Annotated in this window: 14 protein-coding genes; all 14 read left to right on the top strand. The window is 32.1% G+C overall.

What is annotated here, in order from left to right:
• Positions 1 to 177: 177 nt before the first annotated feature.
• The 14 genes from DMB68_RS06635 (at position 178) to DMB68_RS06575 (ending at position 19,368) form a co-directional block, all read left to right on the top strand.
• The gene (locus DMB68_RS06635; RefSeq protein WP_110345833.1) at positions 178 to 1,047 is read left to right on the top strand and encodes a helix-turn-helix transcriptional regulator; all 870 of its coding nucleotides are present in this window, start codon (positions 178 to 180) and stop codon (positions 1,045 to 1,047) included.
• Between the two features lie 465 nt (positions 1,048 to 1,512).
• Positions 1,513 to 2,073: a DUF4255 domain-containing protein gene (locus tag DMB68_RS06630; RefSeq protein WP_110345832.1), complete on the top strand. Its 561-nt coding sequence runs from the start codon at positions 1,513 to 1,515 to the stop codon at positions 2,071 to 2,073.
• A gap of 12 nt (positions 2,074 to 2,085) precedes the next feature.
• Entirely contained in the window at positions 2,086 to 2,901 is an 816-nt protein-coding gene (locus tag DMB68_RS06625; protein ID WP_110345831.1) for a hypothetical protein, read from the top strand.
• Between the two features lie 29 nt (positions 2,902 to 2,930).
• Entirely contained in the window at positions 2,931 to 4,508 is a 1,578-nt protein-coding gene (locus DMB68_RS06620) for a phage tail sheath family protein (protein WP_196783685.1), read from the top strand.
• 51 nt (positions 4,509 to 4,559) lie between these two features.
• Positions 4,560 to 5,027, top strand: a complete 468-nt coding sequence (locus DMB68_RS06615; RefSeq protein WP_110345830.1) for a phage tail protein — start codon at positions 4,560 to 4,562, stop codon at positions 5,025 to 5,027.
• A complete protein-coding gene (locus tag DMB68_RS06610; RefSeq protein WP_110345829.1) occupies positions 5,017 to 5,481 on the top strand; it encodes a phage tail protein in 465 nt (154 codons plus the stop codon). Before DMB68_RS06615 ends, DMB68_RS06610 begins: the two co-directional genes overlap by 11 nt.
• A 3-nt stretch (positions 5,482 to 5,484) precedes the next feature.
• Entirely contained in the window at positions 5,485 to 5,655 is a 171-nt protein-coding gene (locus tag DMB68_RS23345) for a DUF5908 family protein (RefSeq protein WP_165830103.1), read from the top strand.
• A gap of 11 nt (positions 5,656 to 5,666) precedes the next feature.
• Positions 5,667 to 6,344 carry a CIS tube protein gene (locus tag DMB68_RS06605; protein WP_196783684.1) on the top strand — a complete coding sequence of 226 codons (678 nt, stop codon included), beginning with the start codon at positions 5,667 to 5,669 and terminating at the stop codon, positions 6,342 to 6,344.
• Position 6,345: 1 nt separating this feature from the next.
• Positions 6,346 to 8,145: a type VI secretion system tip protein VgrG gene (gene vgrG / locus DMB68_RS06600; protein ID WP_110345828.1), complete on the top strand. Its 1,800-nt coding sequence runs from the start codon at positions 6,346 to 6,348 to the stop codon at positions 8,143 to 8,145.
• Between the two features lie 39 nt (positions 8,146 to 8,184).
• Positions 8,185 to 8,487: a PAAR domain-containing protein gene (locus DMB68_RS06595; RefSeq protein ID WP_110345827.1), complete on the top strand. Its 303-nt coding sequence runs from the start codon at positions 8,185 to 8,187 to the stop codon at positions 8,485 to 8,487.
• The gene (locus DMB68_RS06590; protein ID WP_110345826.1) at positions 8,480 to 8,920 is read left to right on the top strand and encodes a GPW/gp25 family protein; all 441 of its coding nucleotides are present in this window, start codon (positions 8,480 to 8,482) and stop codon (positions 8,918 to 8,920) included. The genes DMB68_RS06595 and DMB68_RS06590 overlap by 8 nt, the downstream gene beginning before the upstream one ends.
• Entirely contained in the window at positions 8,921 to 12,802 is a 3,882-nt protein-coding gene (locus tag DMB68_RS06585) for a hypothetical protein (protein WP_110345825.1), read from the top strand.
• Positions 12,789 to 15,518 carry a hypothetical protein gene (locus DMB68_RS06580; protein WP_124019398.1) on the top strand — a complete coding sequence of 910 codons (2,730 nt, stop codon included), beginning with the start codon at positions 12,789 to 12,791 and terminating at the stop codon, positions 15,516 to 15,518. Before DMB68_RS06585 ends, DMB68_RS06580 begins: the two co-directional genes overlap by 14 nt.
• 4 nt (positions 15,519 to 15,522) lie before the next feature.
• A complete protein-coding gene (locus DMB68_RS06575; RefSeq protein ID WP_110345823.1) occupies positions 15,523 to 19,368 on the top strand; it encodes a contractile injection system tape measure protein in 3,846 nt (1,281 codons plus the stop codon).
• The last annotated feature ends 67 nt before the right edge of the window (positions 19,369 to 19,435 follow it).

Raw genomic sequence — 19,435 nt, 5'->3', positions numbered from 1 at the left:
TTTGACAAAAACTAAATTACTTTCATGACATAAAAACTCTTGTTAATGACATTTAAATTAAAAGTAATACACTTGAAAACTAAATTTACAATGAGCATTAGATTTTTATGTGTTTGATCATAAAAATCAAACTAAAAAACGGATATAAGTCATTTAATACAAATACTATCTAAAGAAATGCATGAAAAGAAATCAATATTGATTGGATGTGATGATACAATGATTTTAACTCAAGTATTATGCACAGTATCTACCATCACTGATTCTACTGTTTCTACTGTTTCTGCTTTAAAAGCTTTTGATTTATTTAACACTATAAAATCATTAAATCCTGACTTAATTATTTTGTGCTTTAGAAGAAATCAACTTATCATAAAAGATAGTCTATTTAATTTAAATAAAATAGAAATTCCTATTTTATGTCTTACTCAAAATTATGAATGTGAATCTAACTGCTGGTCCGAAAACTGCACTATTTTCTCGTATCCATTTAAACTTATAAATAATCCTAATTTTTTGAAATACAGGATAAACTCTCTTTTTAAAATAAAAAAAAATCAGGTACAAACAAACACAGCGAATACCTTTACAGAGACAGCATTGCAAAACAACATTGTAAATCATACTAGAACATTAAGCCATTATGTTATGGAGCTTGATCAAAAAGTAGAAGTATTACAAAAAGTAAAAAGCCGTATCTCCTACCTTTATCCTAATGTGAATGATTCTACCCGGAAAGAATTAATCTCAATTGTAAATTCTATAAAAACAGTTGCAAATGACACTAAAATATGGGATGATTTTAAAATTTACTTTGAACAGGCAAATCCGAATTTTTTAGTAAAACTAGCGCAAAAACACCCTTCTTTGAGTTCAAAAGATTTAAAGTATTGTTGTTATATCAAAATGAATATGAGTAATAATGATATAACTAATCTTCTTGGAATCAACCAAAATAGTGTGAGAACTCATAAATATCGTCTAAAGAAAAAATTGACACTTAAAAAAGAAGAAGACATTATCACCTATTTAAGAACAGTATCCTAAACTATTCAAAAAGCAGCTATTAGATTCTGAATTAAGCTTAGAAAAAATTCAGAGTATGGCTGAAAATTAAAATTTACTTCATTTTTTTCTCCTTGACTGAGAGATGACTCCCTGAGTAATCAAATTTCAAAAAAATCTAAAAAATCATTCAACTACTTTGCTAATCATTAAAGTTGGATGAAACTTTTATCTCCTGATTTTATCTAATCTCCAAAAGAAATAGCAACTAGCTTATATTTCATTTTTTAAACAAAGAAAAAAAATGGAATAAATGCTATGTTTCATTTGCATTAACAAAAACTGTCTACATTTTGTCTACAAAAAAACACTCTTTTTTTATAGCATGTACACAAAAAGTATATGCTTGATTTTTCACAAATCGAAAGAACAAGTTTAATTTTACTTTATTAATAATTAAGCCAATACCTGTATTTTTTTGATTTAATAAAGATAAAACAGAACTCTATGTTAATGCAATCTCTTCAATTTACTATTAATGTTCTTGATCAATATTTCAGGAATAAATTTCAATTGGATGAAAGCAAAGTTATTCTTAACAATATTATAGATTCTAATGGTTCAATACCTCCAAAGAATGAAAACAAAATAGTGGTAAGCTTAATCAATATAGAACAGGAAACATTACAGCCATTTTATGTTCGCAATCAAAAATTGGTCAATGGCAGTTATGGTGATTTAAATCCTTCCCAACGATTTAATTTAGATCTGTTAATAACATCCAATTTTGATGATTATAATGAGTCATTAAAATTTTTGAATGCAGTCATTCAATTTTTTCAATCTCATGTAGTGTTAGATGCGACATCTTTTTCGAATATACCAAAGAATTTAAACAAACTCGAATTTGAAATTGAAAAGTTAAATTATAATCAGATGCACAGTTTGTGGACAGCTATGGGGGCTAAATACCAACCCTCTATAGTATATAAAGCACGTTTGATAACTATTCAATCTTTTGACAACGAAAGCTTTACTCCTGCCATTAATAAAACTGAAAATAATTAATACTAAAGCATCATGAATAGCCAATACAATATCGTTTTTTCAATACAGGTTTTTCATGAATATTTTGAAAAAGGAACATGTAAATGTATTGAAATCCAACCCAATAAGGCTACAGCAAATACTATTAATCGATATGGGTTTAAAATAAATCGAAATGAAAATGCCTTTGAGTTTTATAGCAATGTTCCTAAAAACATATCAGACTATTTGAATTATATACAAGCCAATAGCGAACAGGATTGTTTTGAATTTGATCTCACCTCATCGGATTCCAACTTTACATTATATACAGAACTGCCAACAAATTGGACAAATAGTTTTATTTATACAAGTTCCAATACGGTCTATGAAAATCAAAAAATAGTTTTAACCGCTGCGAGCATCCCTAATAGTGGTTCGGTCAGCATTGGTTCTGTAAAAATTTATTTTAAAGATATAATAGCGCTGATAAGTACAAATAATGAATGCAATTATGCCATTAAATACGAATCAAGAGCTACACAATGGCGGTATTACATTATCAATAAAAGTGAAATTCTGCTTAATAATCCTGAAATAGTAAGTAAAATTCCTGTTGGTTTTGAGCAAGCAATAACTGTGACACTTCAAAATGGCAATAGAGCACTACTTTTTTCATCTGGAGAAAACTTTATGAAAATGAGTGAAATACCAAAATACAAATTTGATTTAGTAGATAAATCAACTATCAGTAATCAAAAAGGAAAAACAATTTTTAAAGGTTTACCAAATCCCAGACCAAACAACATAGGTCTTGAGGAAGAAAACAAAGAAAAAATAGTTACGTCATCCATGTATGTGTATATATAATTAATTAATAAAAACAAATATGAAAAACCATGATTGAGTCTAACATTAAATCACCAGGTGTCTACATTAATGAATTAAATGCCTTTCCTAATTCAGTAGTCCCTGTTGCAACCGCAGTACCGGCCTTTATTGGCTATACTCCCACAGCATCGTATGAAGGAAAATCATACACAAATGTGGCGCAAAAGATCACTTCTTTTGCCGAATTTCAGGCTATTTATTGTTTCCCAGACCCTGCTCCTCCTGCAAGTCCTGCCAAACAATATACTCCGGAATATTATATGGTAAAACAAAAAAGTCAGCCAACCAAAGGAGATTATATGCTAATTGATAATGCATATTACTCTATTGTTCCTGACCCTAATACTATATATTATTTGTACAATAGTATCAAATTGTTTTATGAAAATGGCGGTGGTGATGCCTACATTGTATCTGTAGGTTCTTATGGTGCGCCTTCAAAAAACCCAATGACTCCAGGAGATCAAATTGTAAATCCAAATGTACAATTAGCTGATTTGCAAAATGGTTTATCCTTACTCTTAAATGAGCAAGAACCTACCATGTACATATGCCCGGAAGCAACACTACTTTCTATAGACAACAACGGTACGCTGATGCAACAAATGTTATTGCAATGTACTCAAATGCAAACAGCTGTTGCTATTTTTGACATTATAGGAGGACGCAATCCTGACCCTATCATGTATCCAAATGATATTGAAACTTTTAGAAACAATACAGGTTCACAAGGTTTAAATTTTGGAACAGCGTATTATCCTTTTATAGGAACGACAATAATGCAAAATCAGGATATAGACTATACTAATTTATTTGGTGGTGATACAAAACAGCTTGAAGCATTATTGAATCCTGCAGATAATCCAAATCCAAGTGTGGCAAGTATTATGACTAACATCAATAATCCTTCTTCAGGGCTAAGTGTTACGCAAAATAACAATGCTTTAATAAATGCCAGCAAAACGTACAGTCTTATGATTAAGCATATCTTGTTTGATGCTAATATTTTACCTCCAAGCGGTGGAATGGCTGGAGTTATTGCTACAACAGATAACCAAGAGGGAGTTTGGCAGGCTCCGGCAAACACTTCTATAGTGGGAGTATCTTCTTTACCTATTCGTTTATCGGAAACGCAACAAGGTAGTCTAAATGTAGATGCTGTTTCTGGAAAATCGATTAATGCTATTCGCTTTTTCAATGGCCTTGGAATTTTAATTTGGGGAGCAAGAACTTTAGATGGAAATAGTCAGGACTGGAGATATCTTCCGGTTAGAAGAACGATGACATTTTTAGAGCAGTCATGTAAACTAGCGGCTAATGCTTATGTTTTTGAACCAAATGATAAAAATACATGGGAAGCTGTAAAAGCAATGATTGGAAGTTTTTTGACCACTATTTGGAAAGAAGGCGGACTCCAGGGGGCATCGGCTTCAGATGCTTTTTCTGTTGCTTGTGGATTAGGAACTACCATGACATCAGAAGATATTTTAAATGGATTTATGAAAGTTACTATCAAAGTAGCTATAGTTCGTCCAGCTGAATTTATAGTACTGACTTTTCAACAACAAATGGCTACTTCTAGCTAGACAGAAAAAACACATAAACAAAATTATAATCAATTTAAAAAATAAAATATTATGGCAGCAGATGACGGAAGCGTAGAAGGCGCAACATGGCCCATGCCAAAGTTCCGATTTGAAGTAGATTTAGGAACTGAATTAACAAAAGTAGCATTCCAGGAAGTATCCGGAATGGATGTTGAAAACCAAATCATTGAATATCGAAAAAGTAATAGCCCTCTTTTTTCAACAGAAAAAATGCCAGGCATTACAAAATATGGAAACGTTACTATGAAACGAGGCGTTTTTGTAAACGATAATAGTTTTTGGAATTGGCATGCACAAGTAACTATGAATACTATCAAAAGACGAACTGTTATTATTCGTCTATTAGATGAAAAAGGAGGAACAACTATGCAATGGCAATTGAACAATGCATGGCCTACCAAAATTACAAGTACCGATTTAAAATCAGATGGTAATGAAGTGGCAGTAGATACAATAGAAATTGCGCACGAACAATTAATAATTACTAATGGCAAATAATTATCCAGTAGGATTTTACTTCGAACTGTCTTTTAAGGGTCAAGATGCTGCATTCAAAGAAGTATCAGGCATCTCAAAAGAATTGAGTATGGAAGAGGTAGCATGCGGTGGGGAGAATCGATTTAAATATCGTCTCCCTACTATTACCACCAGTCAAAACCTTGTACTCAAAAGAGCACTAATACCAGACGGTTCTAAATTAATTGACTGGTGTGCAAGTACATTGGACGAAGGTCTGGCTAATGCCATAACAACACACGATGTTTCGGTAAGTTTATTTAATCCTGATGGAACCGTTTCGGTAATGTGGACGTTTTACAATGCGTATCCCGTAAAATATTCTGTCTCTGATTTAAAGTCCCAAGAAAATGAACTTGTATTAGAATCCATCGAATTAGCCTATACTTATTTTGTCATAACACCCGACACCTCAATTGCCGACTTATTTGCTTAGCATATGCCAATAGAAATTAGAGAATTAATTATAAAAACTGAAATAATATCAAAAGATAGTTTCAAAGACAGCAATGCTAATGAAGCAGAAATTCAACTGCTAAAAAAACAATTACTTGAAGAATGTAAAAGAATGATTGCAGAACGAACGAAAAAAAATAGCTATAAAAGATAAATACAAACACTATGGGGGCGAGTTTAGAATTAATGAAAATAACAGGATATACCGACGAAAATTTTCAACAAGCTTTCGCAGGACAACCCTATACTGTTATGATTAATCCAGAAACTATTAAATGGCAGAGAGGCATTGAATATAATGAACAACAAGCACCCAATACCAGCGCTCCTTCTCAAAAATACAAAAGCACTCCGGTAGAAAAATTAAACTTTGATATCGTAATAGACTGTACAGGAATAGTAGATTCTAAACGAGTCGATATGAATCAGGAAATCAGTTCTTTAGAGAGTATTATCTATACTTATAATGGTAAGATTCACCGACCTAATTTTGTCAAAGTGCAGTGGGGCAAAAGTCTTGTTTTTAAAGGTGTTTTAAAGTCTATGGATACCTCATATACCTTGTTTAAACCCGACGGAAGTCCCTTAAGAGCGAAGTTATCATTAGGCTTTTCAGAGTATATTTCACCACAAAGTGTAGAGGAATTAGATGCTAAAAAATCGCCAGACATTACCCACCTGATAAGTGTAGTAGAAGGAAACACACTCCCGCAGCTATGTGAAGAAACCTGGAATGATGATTCCTATTACATACAAGTAGCACAATATAATGAGCTAAATAAATTTAGAAACTTAAAAGGAGGACAAAAATTAATATTTCCTCCAATAATTCAACCTGTATAAAATGGCAACTCAAACAGAAATTGCGTCTGGAAACACAGCAACATTTACTATAAAAATTAATGGTACCTCAATTCCTAGTGAATTGAATGTGCTGTCTGTACATATAAATAAAGCTGTAAATAGAATTGCAATTGCAAACATAACTATCCTTGATGGAGAAGCAAATACAGGAAAGTTCGATGCTAGTTCGTCGTCAACTTTTATCCCAGGCGCAAAAATAAGCATTGAGTGCGGCTATGATTCTAAAAATGAAATTGTTTTTCAAGGAATCATTACAAGCCAGTCCATTCGTATTGATGAGATTGTAGGCTCTGCCCTGGAGGTAGAATGTAGGGATGAAGCAATAAAAATGATTGTAGGCAGAAAAAGTTTATCCTTTAGTAAACAGAAAGATAGCGATATAATGTCTTCAATCATAGGTACTTATTCAGGGTTAACGGCAAAAGTCACTGCGACTACTACCAGCTGGCCTGAACAAGTGCAATATTATGTGAGCGATTGGGACTATATCATGGCTCGTGCTGAAAGCAACGGAATGTTAATTACTACCCTTAACGGAACTGTTACAGTAGCACCGCCAGACGCAAATACAACTTCTGTTTTGAATGTATCCTATGGAAACGGTTTGATGCAATTTAATGCCACAATGAATGCAATTACACAACTAAATACTGTAAAAGCGAACACCTGGGATTATAAAAATCAGGCTATAGCTTCTATGCAATCTACTAATAATGTAGCCGGACCAGGAAATATCTCATCTAAAAAACTTTCTGAAGTAGTGGGCTTGGCAGACTATCAAATACAAACCACTGCCCCACTTGAAAATGCCGATTTGACAAATTGGGCAAAAGCACAACTCATAAAAAGTGAGTATTCTAAAATTCAGGGGGAAGCAAAATTTCAAGGTACCAATTTAGTGAATCCAGGCAATTATATCACTTTAGCCGGAATTGGTGATCGCTTTAACGGAGATCATTTTATTTCTAGTGTTACTCATGATTTATCCGAGGGAAACTGGATAACTGAAATAAGTATCGGTCTTTCTCCACTTTGGTTTACAGAAGAACCTGATGTCATGGCTCCTTCTGCGGCTGGATTATTGCCTGGTGCAAGAGGCATTTTTAACGGAACAGTAAAAAAAATAGACAGCGATCCTGATTCACAATACCGAATATTAGTAACTGTTCCTTTATTTGATACTAATGGAGAAGGAATTTGGGCACGCCTGACTAATTTTTATTCTACAAATGGTGCCGGTGTTTTCTTTTTACCCGAAGTAGGTGATGAAGTTATCATTGGTTTTTTAAACGAAGACCCCCGATACCCTGTTATCTTAGGTAGTCTCTATAGCAGTTCCAAATTAAAACCTTACGAAGGCTTAACTCCAAATGAAAAGAACAGTATTAAGGCCATTGTTTCAAAATCTAAAATTGCCATTGAATTTGACGATGAAAATGTAGTCTGGACGCTGAGCACTCCTAATAAAAATACCATAATTGTAAGTGATAAAGACAAACAAATTACCATTAAAGATCAAAATGATAATAGTGTCATTATGTCTAGCAGCGGGATTACCATTAAAAGCGCAAAAGACATAAATATTGAAGCCAATCAAAATGTTAACATCAAGGGAAATCAAGGTGTTAAAATAGCATCATCAGGGGGTGATGTTGCTATTAGCGGCATAAATGTAAAAGAAACAGCACAAAGCCAGTATAGTGCAAAAGGAAATTTAAATGCCGAAGTACAAGGTGGTGCACAATTAGTTCTAAAAGGAGCTATGGTAATGATAAATTAGAAGTTGACTTAACAGTTTTATAATCCAAATAAAAATAATATGCCACCAGCAGCACGAATAACCGATTTTCACCAATGCCCTATGCAGACACCTGCATTTCCAGCTCCTATTCCGCATGTTGGAGGCCCCATAACAGGCCCAGGGGAACCTACTGTTTTAATTTGCAAATTACCCGCAGCAAGAGTTGGAGATTTGCTAATGTGTGTTGGTCCTCCGGATTCTATTGTAAAAGGTTCATCAACTGTAATGATTGGTGGTATGCCTGCTGCAAGAATGGGAGACTCGACTGCACATGGAGGAAGTATTGTATTAGGAGCTTTAAATGTAATAATAGGTGGATAACAGTAATTTGATAACTAAAGAAGAAAATCATTTTTTAGGTTCCGGATGGTCTTTTCCTGTTACTTTTTCAGTAGGAAATCATCAGCTAAACCTCTCTGGTTATGAACAAAATGTGAATGAATCTTTACGAATTATTCTGCTTACACATACAGGTGAACGCAATTTAAACTCAAGATTTGGTTCAGGACTCCAACAGTTTTTCTTTAGAAAAATGGATGAAACACTGAAGGGAGAAATTGCAGATGTAGTTAGATTTTCTTTATTACACAATGAACCCAGAATAAGTTTACAAGAAATCACAGTTGCTTATACTGATATTTTAGCCGGGCTTATAGAAATACGAATTGTATATGTTTTCAATCAAACCAATACAAGACACAATTATGTTTTTCCTTTTTACATAAAAGAAGGAACCAATTTAGGAAGCAGATAAATGAATACATTGAATCAAAATACTATTTTAACTTCGGTAGAGGCCGCATTGGTTCCGCCATCAAATTTAATTGATGGGAGAACAGAGAGCGACTGGCTAAGTTTTATAGCAGATTTTGCTTCACTTATTAATTTTTATGATGCCAACAATCAAATAAACGGAAACTGGACTCCTTTTTTATTAAAAGACCCTATCATTATGGTGGCTTCTATTTCAAAGACGAATGTAACAAAACAGCATTCTATTTTCCTTAATAGCTGTTTGCATATAGAAACATTGTCTAAAGAAGATAAAAATAACACTAAGATAAGTCAACTAATCAATTCCCTTTTTGATCAAATATTTGAATTATTTCTAAAACTAGAATATTGGATACGGTTTTTATTAAAATCCAATCAGGAATTTAGTCTCAAAATGTATATACTTTATCAGGTAGAACACATTTATAGTGCTCAATTGTGGGCTTTATTATCACTTCGCAGCCAATTAATTTTAAATAAAATTATAGCAAAAGTTGAAAGTGTTGACTTTTCTGTTTTTCAAAATGCCAATGCTGCAATTTGGTTGCTAAACAAAGACAAAAAACCTTATTGGGAAATACTCGGTTTAGAAGCCACTTTTTTTAAAAATAAAATTACCGATTTTATCAATGCTTTAAAAAAAACCGGCAATCAGTTATTTACATTCGTAACTTCAATTACACAGTATGCCAAAGCTGCTTTTGAAAAATTAAAAGAAACAAGAAGTCCTTTTCCTGATACTATTTTGATACGGACTTTTATTCAGTTGCTGATGCATCATCGCCAACAGTTAAATGAAATATCTCAAAAGCATTTAGATTTTTATTATACCAAAATACTAAAACAAAATATAAAAAATGCGCTCCCTGACAGCGTTTTTATAGCCATTAATTTAAGTACAAAAAGCAGTGCTTTCCTATTGCCCAAAAACAGCCTGTTTGATGCGGGTATTGATGCTCAAAAAAATGCTGTTATTTTCTCTTCTAATGAGAATGTTTCTTTAAATCCTGCCACAATAGTAAGTGCAAAAACATTAGCTCTAGCAGCTGTAGAAACAAACGGCACAAAGCTTTATTTGCAAAATATTGCTACTCCCTCTGTATTACAAAAAGACGAAACCGGAAAAACAGAAGGCTGGTCGATTTTTGGCAACAGCCAGTCTCCTGATGCTACGAATGTTTTTCCGGGTATTGCTTTTGCTTCGCCAATGCTCTATTTAAAAGAAGGTAACAGAACAATTCAGGTAACGCTCACTTTTAATGCAGCAACTGATTTTCAATTTTTGAATACCGCCAGCTTTTATCTAAGCTCTAAAGAAATCTGGATTGCGGTCCCAGCTTCTGTTCAGGAGTCCAATACATCAAATTCATCAATAATTTTAAATATCACATTAGACAACACACAACCCTCTATTGAAGCATTTACAAAAAATCCTGATGGTTATGACTCAAAATGGCCTTTGTTAAAAATTGTATTCGATAATTATATCAATAATACTCCAATCCCTATTATCAATTCGGTTGAATTTCAGGTAACGGTTCAAAATAGTAGTTCTTTCCAATTCTATAATGATTTTGGTGCTTTAGATCCTAAAAAACCTTTTGAATTGTTTGGACCAACGCCAACGATTAACAGCAGTTTTATAATTGGCAATAACGAAATATTTAGTAAGCCTTTGCAATCGCTTGAAATTGATATGACCTGGGATACTTTGCCTAAAAGTTTTCAAACCTATTACCAGGAATACAATATTTATCTTTCTGATACTATTGTTACTCAAAATCAATTGGTTACAGACACTGGTAAATCGAAAGGCTTCATTAATAAAATCAAAAATTTAGTAAAAAAAGCAGCGAAAGTTCCCATAGGGATGATAAAAAAGCTTTTGAATATCATCATTAAACTATTGAAAGAGATAATACAGTTGTTAAAAGATATTTTGGGTATTGTAGATCCAAATCCTACAACTCCTTTTAACAATACATGTTTTACTGTTGATTTTGAAATACTGAACAATTCGATATGGAAAAATTTTAACATGATCAAGCAAGGAATAGCTGTTGATAAAGAAGGTAATATAACACCTGTTCCTTATTGCGTAAACGAATATTGTGTGCCACAAGCAGATATTACTTCTAATTTATTGTTTAGTACGGACAGTGCTGCAAAAAAGTGCGAGCTGACTACTAAAAGTTTTTTTAGTTATACATCTAATGCTTCTAAAACTCAAGATTCATCAACCCCAAATAGCTCTCAGTCAATTGAATTCATCCCTCTTTCTAAAACAGCAGCTTCTACTACCGTTATTGATCCAAATATTCAAAATTCAGAATTATTTTTTACAGAAAAAAGCGATTCAGGATTCTTAAAAATGGCATTATCAGGTCCAGATCCTTATGGTTTCGGATTTGAAATATATCCTGAAATTGTAGCAAATACGGCCTTAGAAAATGCGCTTGAAATTTCAAAAACATTTAGTAATTCAAAAAAATTAGCCGCACAACCCAAGCTCCCTTTTGCGCCAAAACTAAAAACAATAACTGCTAATTATTGTGCTTTACAAAAGTATGATTTAACTCAGACAAATGCTTTTCCGTTACAATGCTATACGTATTCTTCATTTATTAATTACTTAACTTATGACGCGGCAGCCGCAGCTCCTGTTTTCAATTACAACGTTGGCGATAACAACATAAGCAATTCCCAAGCAGTAAAAGGGATTCCTGTAATCCCTGCTTTGTATAATTACAAAGGCTTTTTATATATTGAATTAGAAGACGTTATTGCACCTAATGTAATCAATTTCTATGTAGAACTGGGCAGAAAAGAAGGCAATATACCCACGGATACAAAGCCTGATTATTATTATTTGAGTGCTTATGGCTGGCAGCTCTTGCCTATTCTTTCTGATGGAACAAACAACCTGAGTTGTTCGGGGATTATTACTTTTAATTTACCACAGGATATAAGCAATCAAACCTCATTAATGAATAGCAAGAACTATTGGATTTGCTTAGCTACAAAAAGTGACATCTCAAATTATCCGGAAATTACTTTTTTAAAAACAAATGGTGTATTATTAACTCGTTCCGGAAATGAATACTTATTTGACACAACCGAACCCAAAATAAATAGTGATACCATTGCCAAATCTCACATTGCTATTCCCGAAATCGCCAATATTATGCAACCTTTCCCTTCTTTTGATGGAAAAGCAATGGAAAATGATAGTATCAAAAACAAAAGGGTCAGTAATAGATTAAAAACAAAGGACAGGATTGTTAGTCTGACTGATTATTATAGTGTTGTACAACAAGAATTTAATGATATTTATTATTCCAAAGCAACTTACAACAACAAAGAAATTACAGTTTATGTTGTAAAAAGAAGCAATAATGTAAACGATTATAATGCTTTTGCGCCTATGATTACCATTTGCGCTGAAGAAAAAATACAGCAATATCTGGAAACACGTACTGCTGCATTTACAACAATTACTGTTGCTAATTTTTCATTCTTAACTGTTACTGTAAACACCACTATAACAGTTGCTAATGGTTATGAATTTCAGGGTATTCAAAAAACTGTAGAAACTGCTTTAAAGCTGTTTTTATCCCCTTGGATTTCAACAAATAGTCCACAAATTACAATAGATGAAAATGTAAGTGCTGATGATGTGATTCATTTTATCAGAACTATAGAAGGTGTCAGCAATGTTGAAAAACTAACGTTTAACACCACCAGATTATCGCCAAATGGAGATTTCATAACACAAACTGACCTGACCTTACTATCATTAGATAAAAATCCAGAATTAATAATAGCTTCTAATGCTAATCATATTATTAATGAAAGAGATTAATTATATAATAGACCAACCACTTCCTATTACACAGGATTTTAAATCTTTGAAAGAGGAAGGTCTTGCTCATATTCAAAAAGTAAACGGCAAAGAATGGACCAACTTAAATCCAAGTGATCCCGGCGTTACTATACTCGATCAACTATGTTATGCATTAACTGAATTAGGGTATTGCAATGATTTTCCGATACAAGATATTCTAACCAATTCTGACGATAAACTAATAGTAAAAGATCAGTTTTATTTACCGGAAGAAATATTAACCACTTCTCCAATTACGACAAAGGATTATATCAGATATATTGTAGACGAAGTGAATGATGTCGTAAATGCGTTGATAGTGCCTGTACAAAGTAATCTGTCATATGTAAAAGGTGTTTACAGGGTGTATTTATCAATCGACACAAGAGCAGATAATCCAGTTTCTATCGCAGCTATATGCAATACGGTATTCTACAGATTAAATAAACGAAGAAATATCGGCGAATTGTTTCTAATACCATTGCCATTAAAAAAAACAGTTTACACTTTAAGCGGAAAGCTTGAAATTAGTAATGAAGTTTCTCTTTCTAAAATACTTTCATTAATGGAAGGGCAAATAAACAATTACATTTTCCCAAAAGTAATTCAGGAAGATGACAACCAATTAGTTCTTGATGGAGAAGATATTAATATAATCTATAATGGTCCGGAAATGAAACACGGATACATTAGTGACTCTAATTTAGGTGAAAAGAAAGATACCATTACTACTCGAAATCTCCTTACTATTATGCTCTCTGTTAATGGTGTAATTAATATTCAGAATCTTCAGATTAATGGCATAAATAGTGATTTTGTAACCTCCACAACGAGTGAATTAATCACTTTCGATTTGAGTACGTTAGAAATTATTTATACTAATATTAAAAACAATAATTCCATTACTTCAAACGAATCCCTTTCAGGAACTGATATTCCGTATGCTAATATGACGACCGGAGTATCTAAATTTCCAAAAGGAAAATTCAGGGATATTAATTCTTATTATTCGATACAAAATACCTTTCCGGAAATATATGCTGTGGGCGAAAATGCGATAAATTCCAATGCAAGTGATTTTCAAATTGCACAATCCCGACAATTAAAAGGGTATCTCACTTTATTTGATCAGGTATTAGCAAATCAGTTTTCACAATTAGCCAATGTACCTCAACTATTCTCGTTCAAAAATGGTATAACCGGTACACCTTCTGAATTAAAGAACTTTTATGTTTCTAAAACACCAGATGAAAAAGAGCATCTTAAATATCCTGTACCTTATTTGAGTTTCTCCCCTACTTATTTTTATCAGTCTTTATATACTATTCCCAATATAAAACCATTGCTTAAAAATAATGAAGCTTTCAATTTCAGTTTAGAACCAAGAACTAAAATTGTAGCGGAAGAAATAAGCTGGAAAAAATTCAAAGATGACCCTTACAATTCTTACATAAGAGGCTTACAAAATCTTATTGTAGACGAAACCATCAATCTGGACAGGAGAAATGAAATGTTGGATCATTTGTTAGCAAGACATGGAGAATCTCCATTATTTATAAATACTGTTATTGAAGGTTCTGTGTATACAGGAAATAGTGCCAAAGATAAAATCATTATTAAAAGCTTGTACCTTCAAAATTTAGGATTGCTTTCTTATTATAGATTTAAAGGATATAATTATCTGGGTGCGAAAAAAATTGAAGAAATAAAACTGGAATTACCTTTAGATATAGAGCAATTATTAATAGATGTTGCTTCTGTTCGTTTTTATTTAGAATCTGAAAAAGATATCACTATTTCAAAAAATGAAAAGTTTGAGAATGATTTCATTTTTAACACCAATAAAGTCGATCAAATTGAAAAAATAAGAAAACAGGATTTTATTAATTATGCTGCGCTGGAATTACAACTCAATATTTTATTGAGCCTGAAAACACCTTATATTAATTACCTGGAAAACGCATTAAATAATTTAGAAGAAAAAAAATGTGCTCCTTGTGAAAACACGCAGCAGCAAACTGAAAAATGCCCGGATTGCAAGAAACAGTTAGAACAAATTCAACAATGTTTATGGTTTTTAAAAGAACGCAAAGGATTAGTCTGTATTGAAAATTGCTTATTATATCCATTTGATCACACCATAGCAATCACTCAATCTATTGAAAATGGTCCTTACTATAAAATGAAGGATGCCCTGAGTTATACTGAAACCATAGCTTTGTATACTTTTCTGGAAAATGCTAATACAATTGCCATAGACACTGATTCAAACACTGGGAAAATTGTTCTTACTATAAATACTGTTACTTATGAACTTCTTGAAATAACGCAAACAACAAGTATAAACTGGAAACAGGCTGTTACTATTGCATCTGATTGTTTTTTTGGAATTAATTTGGAAAACAGCTCTGAAAACTCAGAATCGATAGCAACTATAACGTTACTTTTTCCTGATTATATTCCTTATTTCAACACCGATTATTTTAAGAATCGATTGGATACATTTTTGGAAAACACCTTGCCTATTGAAGTTTCCTACAACTATCACTTTATAAATCAGGAAACCTTAAACAGTTTCATTCCAGCCTATATGGATTGGTACAACAATTTAATATATAACAATTTAGCCTATAAAAAGACTACCGACACCGCTACTACATTGTTTAACATTATAAATAATATACCAAAAATGTAATTTTATGACAAGTAGCGGAAATCATATCATATCAAAACTTAAATGGGAAAATTCTTTTGACAAGAAAGAAAAAGCTCATGAATTGCAGCAACGCATCAGTGTTTGGAGCAAGACAAAAATGCAAAATGAGATAACAGCTCTTTTTGATAAGATGTGTCCTGAAAGTCAAACCTGGAGCATTCCGTCATTAACATTGGATTTTGGACTTATAGATTATGATACTTTAGAAGAAGATTTGTCTTTAAAACTATGTAATCAATTAAGCGAGCAACTATTTGCGATGGTTCTGAATGCCGAAAAACGAACTGATCGTATTGAAATTTCAAACACCAACACTTCTCAAATAAGCATGCTTGGTCATTATTTTCTAACCGGAAATATGCCCTGGAACTATAAAAACAACAGTTCTTTGAATAAAATGATGGCTTTTCAGATCAAAAACAATAAAGAAGCTGTTCTAAAAATGCTGACTGAAGTTGGAAAAACAGATGAGAATGTTAGAAAAAGAATGGCATGGCAATTACAGGAATCTATTATTTTAAAAATCATTGAAGGTTTAGAAACCAGTAATCACAATCAGATTATTAAATTTTCTGAAGAATTAACCAAAATTCAACAGCAGGAAACACTTGTGCCTGCTAATGAAAATGAATTCAAAAGAAATCTTTGGTTTTGGATACTTAATTATTTATTTACAGACAGAGGAACTATTTTCAATAAAGTTGCTTTTATGAAAAGTAGCATTCAGCAAATGTCAAATCATTATAATATATCTTATTCTGAATTGCTAAATATGATTGAATTGGCCATACAGCATATTTATGTTTCTACAAGTACAAAAGCCAATTTTATATTAATCCTAGATCTTCTAACCAAAGAAAATGAACTTATTAAAAACAAAAAAGAATTAGCAACAATTGCAAAACCTGATTATTGGACACTGCTCACAGAACTTTTTAGTTCAGCTTCACTTCGAAAAAACAGTACTAAGAAAAATGAACTTAATGAGTTAATTATTGTTCTTTCGAAAGAAAACAAAACGAAATTCAGCGCGCTTTTTTCATCTTTAGGAAATGCTACTCTTTTTTGGACTGCTGTTGTTCCGGATTTAAAAAATGAAGCTTTAGAGCATATTTTTCATGCCGTTATTCCTGTCAAATCTCAAATGCTGATAGAAAGCATCTATTTTATTGAGAGGCTTTACAAAGAAATGAATGAAAAGCTGGAGTTTTCCTTATTGTGGGAGATTGGCCTACAATTCCTTATACAGTACAAAACCACACCTTTTGACAATAAAATATTTTTAAATTTTACATTAAATGAGTTAAGTAAAAAAAATAATGAACTCAAAGAAACCATAGTAAACAGGCTAACCAATGTAAGTGTTCCTTCATCATCAAAAACTATTGCTACTTTAGAAATATATACGAATCTGACTTCCATTCTAATTGATGAAGTTTCAGAAAAAAACGCCTCTTCGCGTTTAGTTGGTTTTAATGATTTAGTAGCCGAATTAGTGCAACAAATAAAATCGTATACTACTGGTACAATACGCTCTATGGCTGTTCAAAAATTAATTAATGAACACATTCGTTTATATCCTGTTCAATCCTTTGATACTTTATCAGGTTACAAGGATAAAGGAATTATAAAACAGTTATTGCCCTATATTTTAAACAAAAAAAATGCCCATCTATTTATAAAAAAATGCAACAATACAAAGGTTTATTTAGTGCAGACACTTGAAAAGATAATAAAAGAAGTGAACCAGAATATTTTTTCTGGAAACTTTAGTTCACTCCTTTTAGAAAATCTGTTTCTGATAAGCGTAAAACTAATTCTGTTACATGCTGATTACACTTCAATCCGGTTTTTAGAAGCAGTATTAGAAAAACTTTTAAAATTGATAACACCTTCTCAAAAAAACAATTTTGATGTCTTTGTAGCTTTTCTTCTTAAACATGAAAAAATACAGAATATCAGTGATTCTGAAAATAACCTGGAGAAAATAAAACTGAAATTATTTCAGAACAAAACAAAAACAACGATAGAAAAAAAACTTGTAAAGTACCCAATAGCAACTTCAGAACAGTCAAATCTGTTTCGTACAGAAAGCGTCCTCATTAACGGACAAATGATAACTACTGAGAATTTATTTGAGTGGCTGAAAAAAAGCATTCAAAACGAAACTTTAAAATTTGTGGCAAACAATCAGGAATTCCTATTGAAAGATTTGTTACAAATGTCCCTTGAAATCAATCCGTCGGAAGTGCGAAAAATACTTTCAAACTGTAGCATAACCGAGAAACGTATTAAAATACTAAGAACCAGTTTAGATTGGTCGACCCTTAGTTTATGGATTACAAATGATAGCTCCGCTTTGCTCAAAGAAGCTATGGAAACCCTTAAATCGTTTTATGATTTTGTACTATTATTTATGGGTTCAAATAAAAAGACAAATATTGATAGCTCTTTTTGGAAAATAACATGGGAAATTATTCAACATAATAAAACGACCGAAAATCTGGTAAAATCATTTATCGAATATTGGATCAATCAAATGATAAAACAGGAATCAATAAGCTCTAATGAGATTATAAATGCTGTAATCACCAATGGAATAAATATTAGTCAAATGTTAAAAAATATTTTAATGCAATACAACACTTCTTTTACAAATCTGATTAGCGAAACCGCAGCCGTTTTAAATGAGGATATAGAGTTTTGCGAGAAACAAGGCTTACTTGAAGTACTATATGTTTCTCTAATTGTAGAAAAGAAAATACCTGTTTGGTACAACAATACTAAAAACACTTCTGTGTTGGATTTATTTCATGAAGTTTTAGCCTACAATCCAACATCCTTTATTGTGGTTTATAAACAAAATAAAATTCCTCAGTTACAGAAACAACAACTATATGACTGGATGGATTTTAGCAAAACAATGGCCGTTATTAAAAATACTGACAAAAATAAACAACAATTAGATTCTATTGAACGCCTGTATGCTGTTTTGGGTCAATTGTCGATTAAAGGCCTTACTTCAAAAGAAATACAAACTATTTTATTTAAAAAAGTAATCGTTGCATGGACAGAAAACAATTGGTCTATTCTTTCAGTTGCCAATATCTGGCAGGAATTACTATGGGAACTTCGTCAGAAGAAAAATATTTCAACCAAAGAGATACTGCCCGCCTTAGACAAAATAAAATATAGCTTCCCCCCTGCTTTGCAAATTAGTCTGAGCCAGTTAATAAAATCAGATGCTGAAACTACAATGCAAAATACACAAACAAAATTTCAGCAGAAAACAGACTCAAATATACTTTCATCGCAAAAAGAGATGAATACCATTACGGTTAAAAATGCAGGTATTGTGCTATTGAATAATTACATAGAAATGTTAATAGACAGACTGGAATTATTAGAAGAAAAACAATTTAAAGATAGTAGTTCACAATTAAATGCTGTTCATTATTTACAATATGTTGTTACCGGATTAACCAAGACAGAAGAAACCTTATTACCTCTAAATAAAGTATTGTGTGGATTACCAATAACAGCGCCTGTGATGGAAAGTATTGCTATTACAGAAGATCAAAAAAAATTAATCAATGGACTTATTAATGCTGCCATTTCCCATTGGCCAAATGTAGGAGACACCTCTATATTAGGTTTTAGAGGAAACTGGCTGGTAAGAGATGGATTACTTATTGAAAAAGAAGAACGCTGGGAATTAACTGTTGAAAAAAGAGTCTATGACTTATTGATTCACAAATCACCATTTTCATTTTCTATAATTAAATATCCCTGGATGAAAAAACCTTTACATGTAATATGGCCTTATTAATTAAAAATGAAAATAAAACCAAAACCAAAAATAATCGATAGTAGTTAAAAGCACTACCCTCTCAATT

This window comes from Flavobacterium hydrophilum, assembly GCF_003202405.1.
GTDB classification, from domain to species: domain Bacteria; phylum Bacteroidota; class Bacteroidia; order Flavobacteriales; family Flavobacteriaceae; genus Flavobacterium; species Flavobacterium hydrophilum.
The sequence above is the reverse complement of the archived record's forward strand: the minus strand, read 5'-3'. Positions and strand labels throughout refer to the sequence as shown.

Coding starts and splice junctions, on each gene's coding strand:
- DMB68_RS06605 (WP_196783684.1), top strand. CDS start 5,667: ATGGGGGCGAGTTTAGAATTAATGAAAATAACAGGATATACCGACGAA.
- DMB68_RS06575 (WP_110345823.1), top strand. CDS start 15,523: ATGACAAGTAGCGGAAATCATATCATATCAAAACTTAAATGGGAAAAT.
- DMB68_RS06610 (WP_110345829.1), top strand. CDS start 5,017: ATGGCAAATAATTATCCAGTAGGATTTTACTTCGAACTGTCTTTTAAG.
- DMB68_RS06620 (WP_196783685.1), top strand. CDS start 2,931: ATGATTGAGTCTAACATTAAATCACCAGGTGTCTACATTAATGAATTA.
- DMB68_RS06615 (WP_110345830.1), top strand. CDS start 4,560: ATGGCAGCAGATGACGGAAGCGTAGAAGGCGCAACATGGCCCATGCCA.
- DMB68_RS06580 (WP_124019398.1), top strand. CDS start 12,789: ATGAAAGAGATTAATTATATAATAGACCAACCACTTCCTATTACACAG.
- DMB68_RS23345 (WP_165830103.1), top strand. CDS start 5,485: ATGCCAATAGAAATTAGAGAATTAATTATAAAAACTGAAATAATATCA.
- vgrG (WP_110345828.1), top strand. CDS start 6,346: ATGGCAACTCAAACAGAAATTGCGTCTGGAAACACAGCAACATTTACT.
- DMB68_RS06625 (WP_110345831.1), top strand. CDS start 2,086: ATGAATAGCCAATACAATATCGTTTTTTCAATACAGGTTTTTCATGAA.
- DMB68_RS06630 (WP_110345832.1), top strand. CDS start 1,513: ATGTTAATGCAATCTCTTCAATTTACTATTAATGTTCTTGATCAATAT.
- DMB68_RS06635 (WP_110345833.1), top strand. CDS start 178: ATGCATGAAAAGAAATCAATATTGATTGGATGTGATGATACAATGATT.
- DMB68_RS06595 (WP_110345827.1), top strand. CDS start 8,185: ATGCCACCAGCAGCACGAATAACCGATTTTCACCAATGCCCTATGCAG.
- DMB68_RS06585 (WP_110345825.1), top strand. CDS start 8,921: ATGAATACATTGAATCAAAATACTATTTTAACTTCGGTAGAGGCCGCA.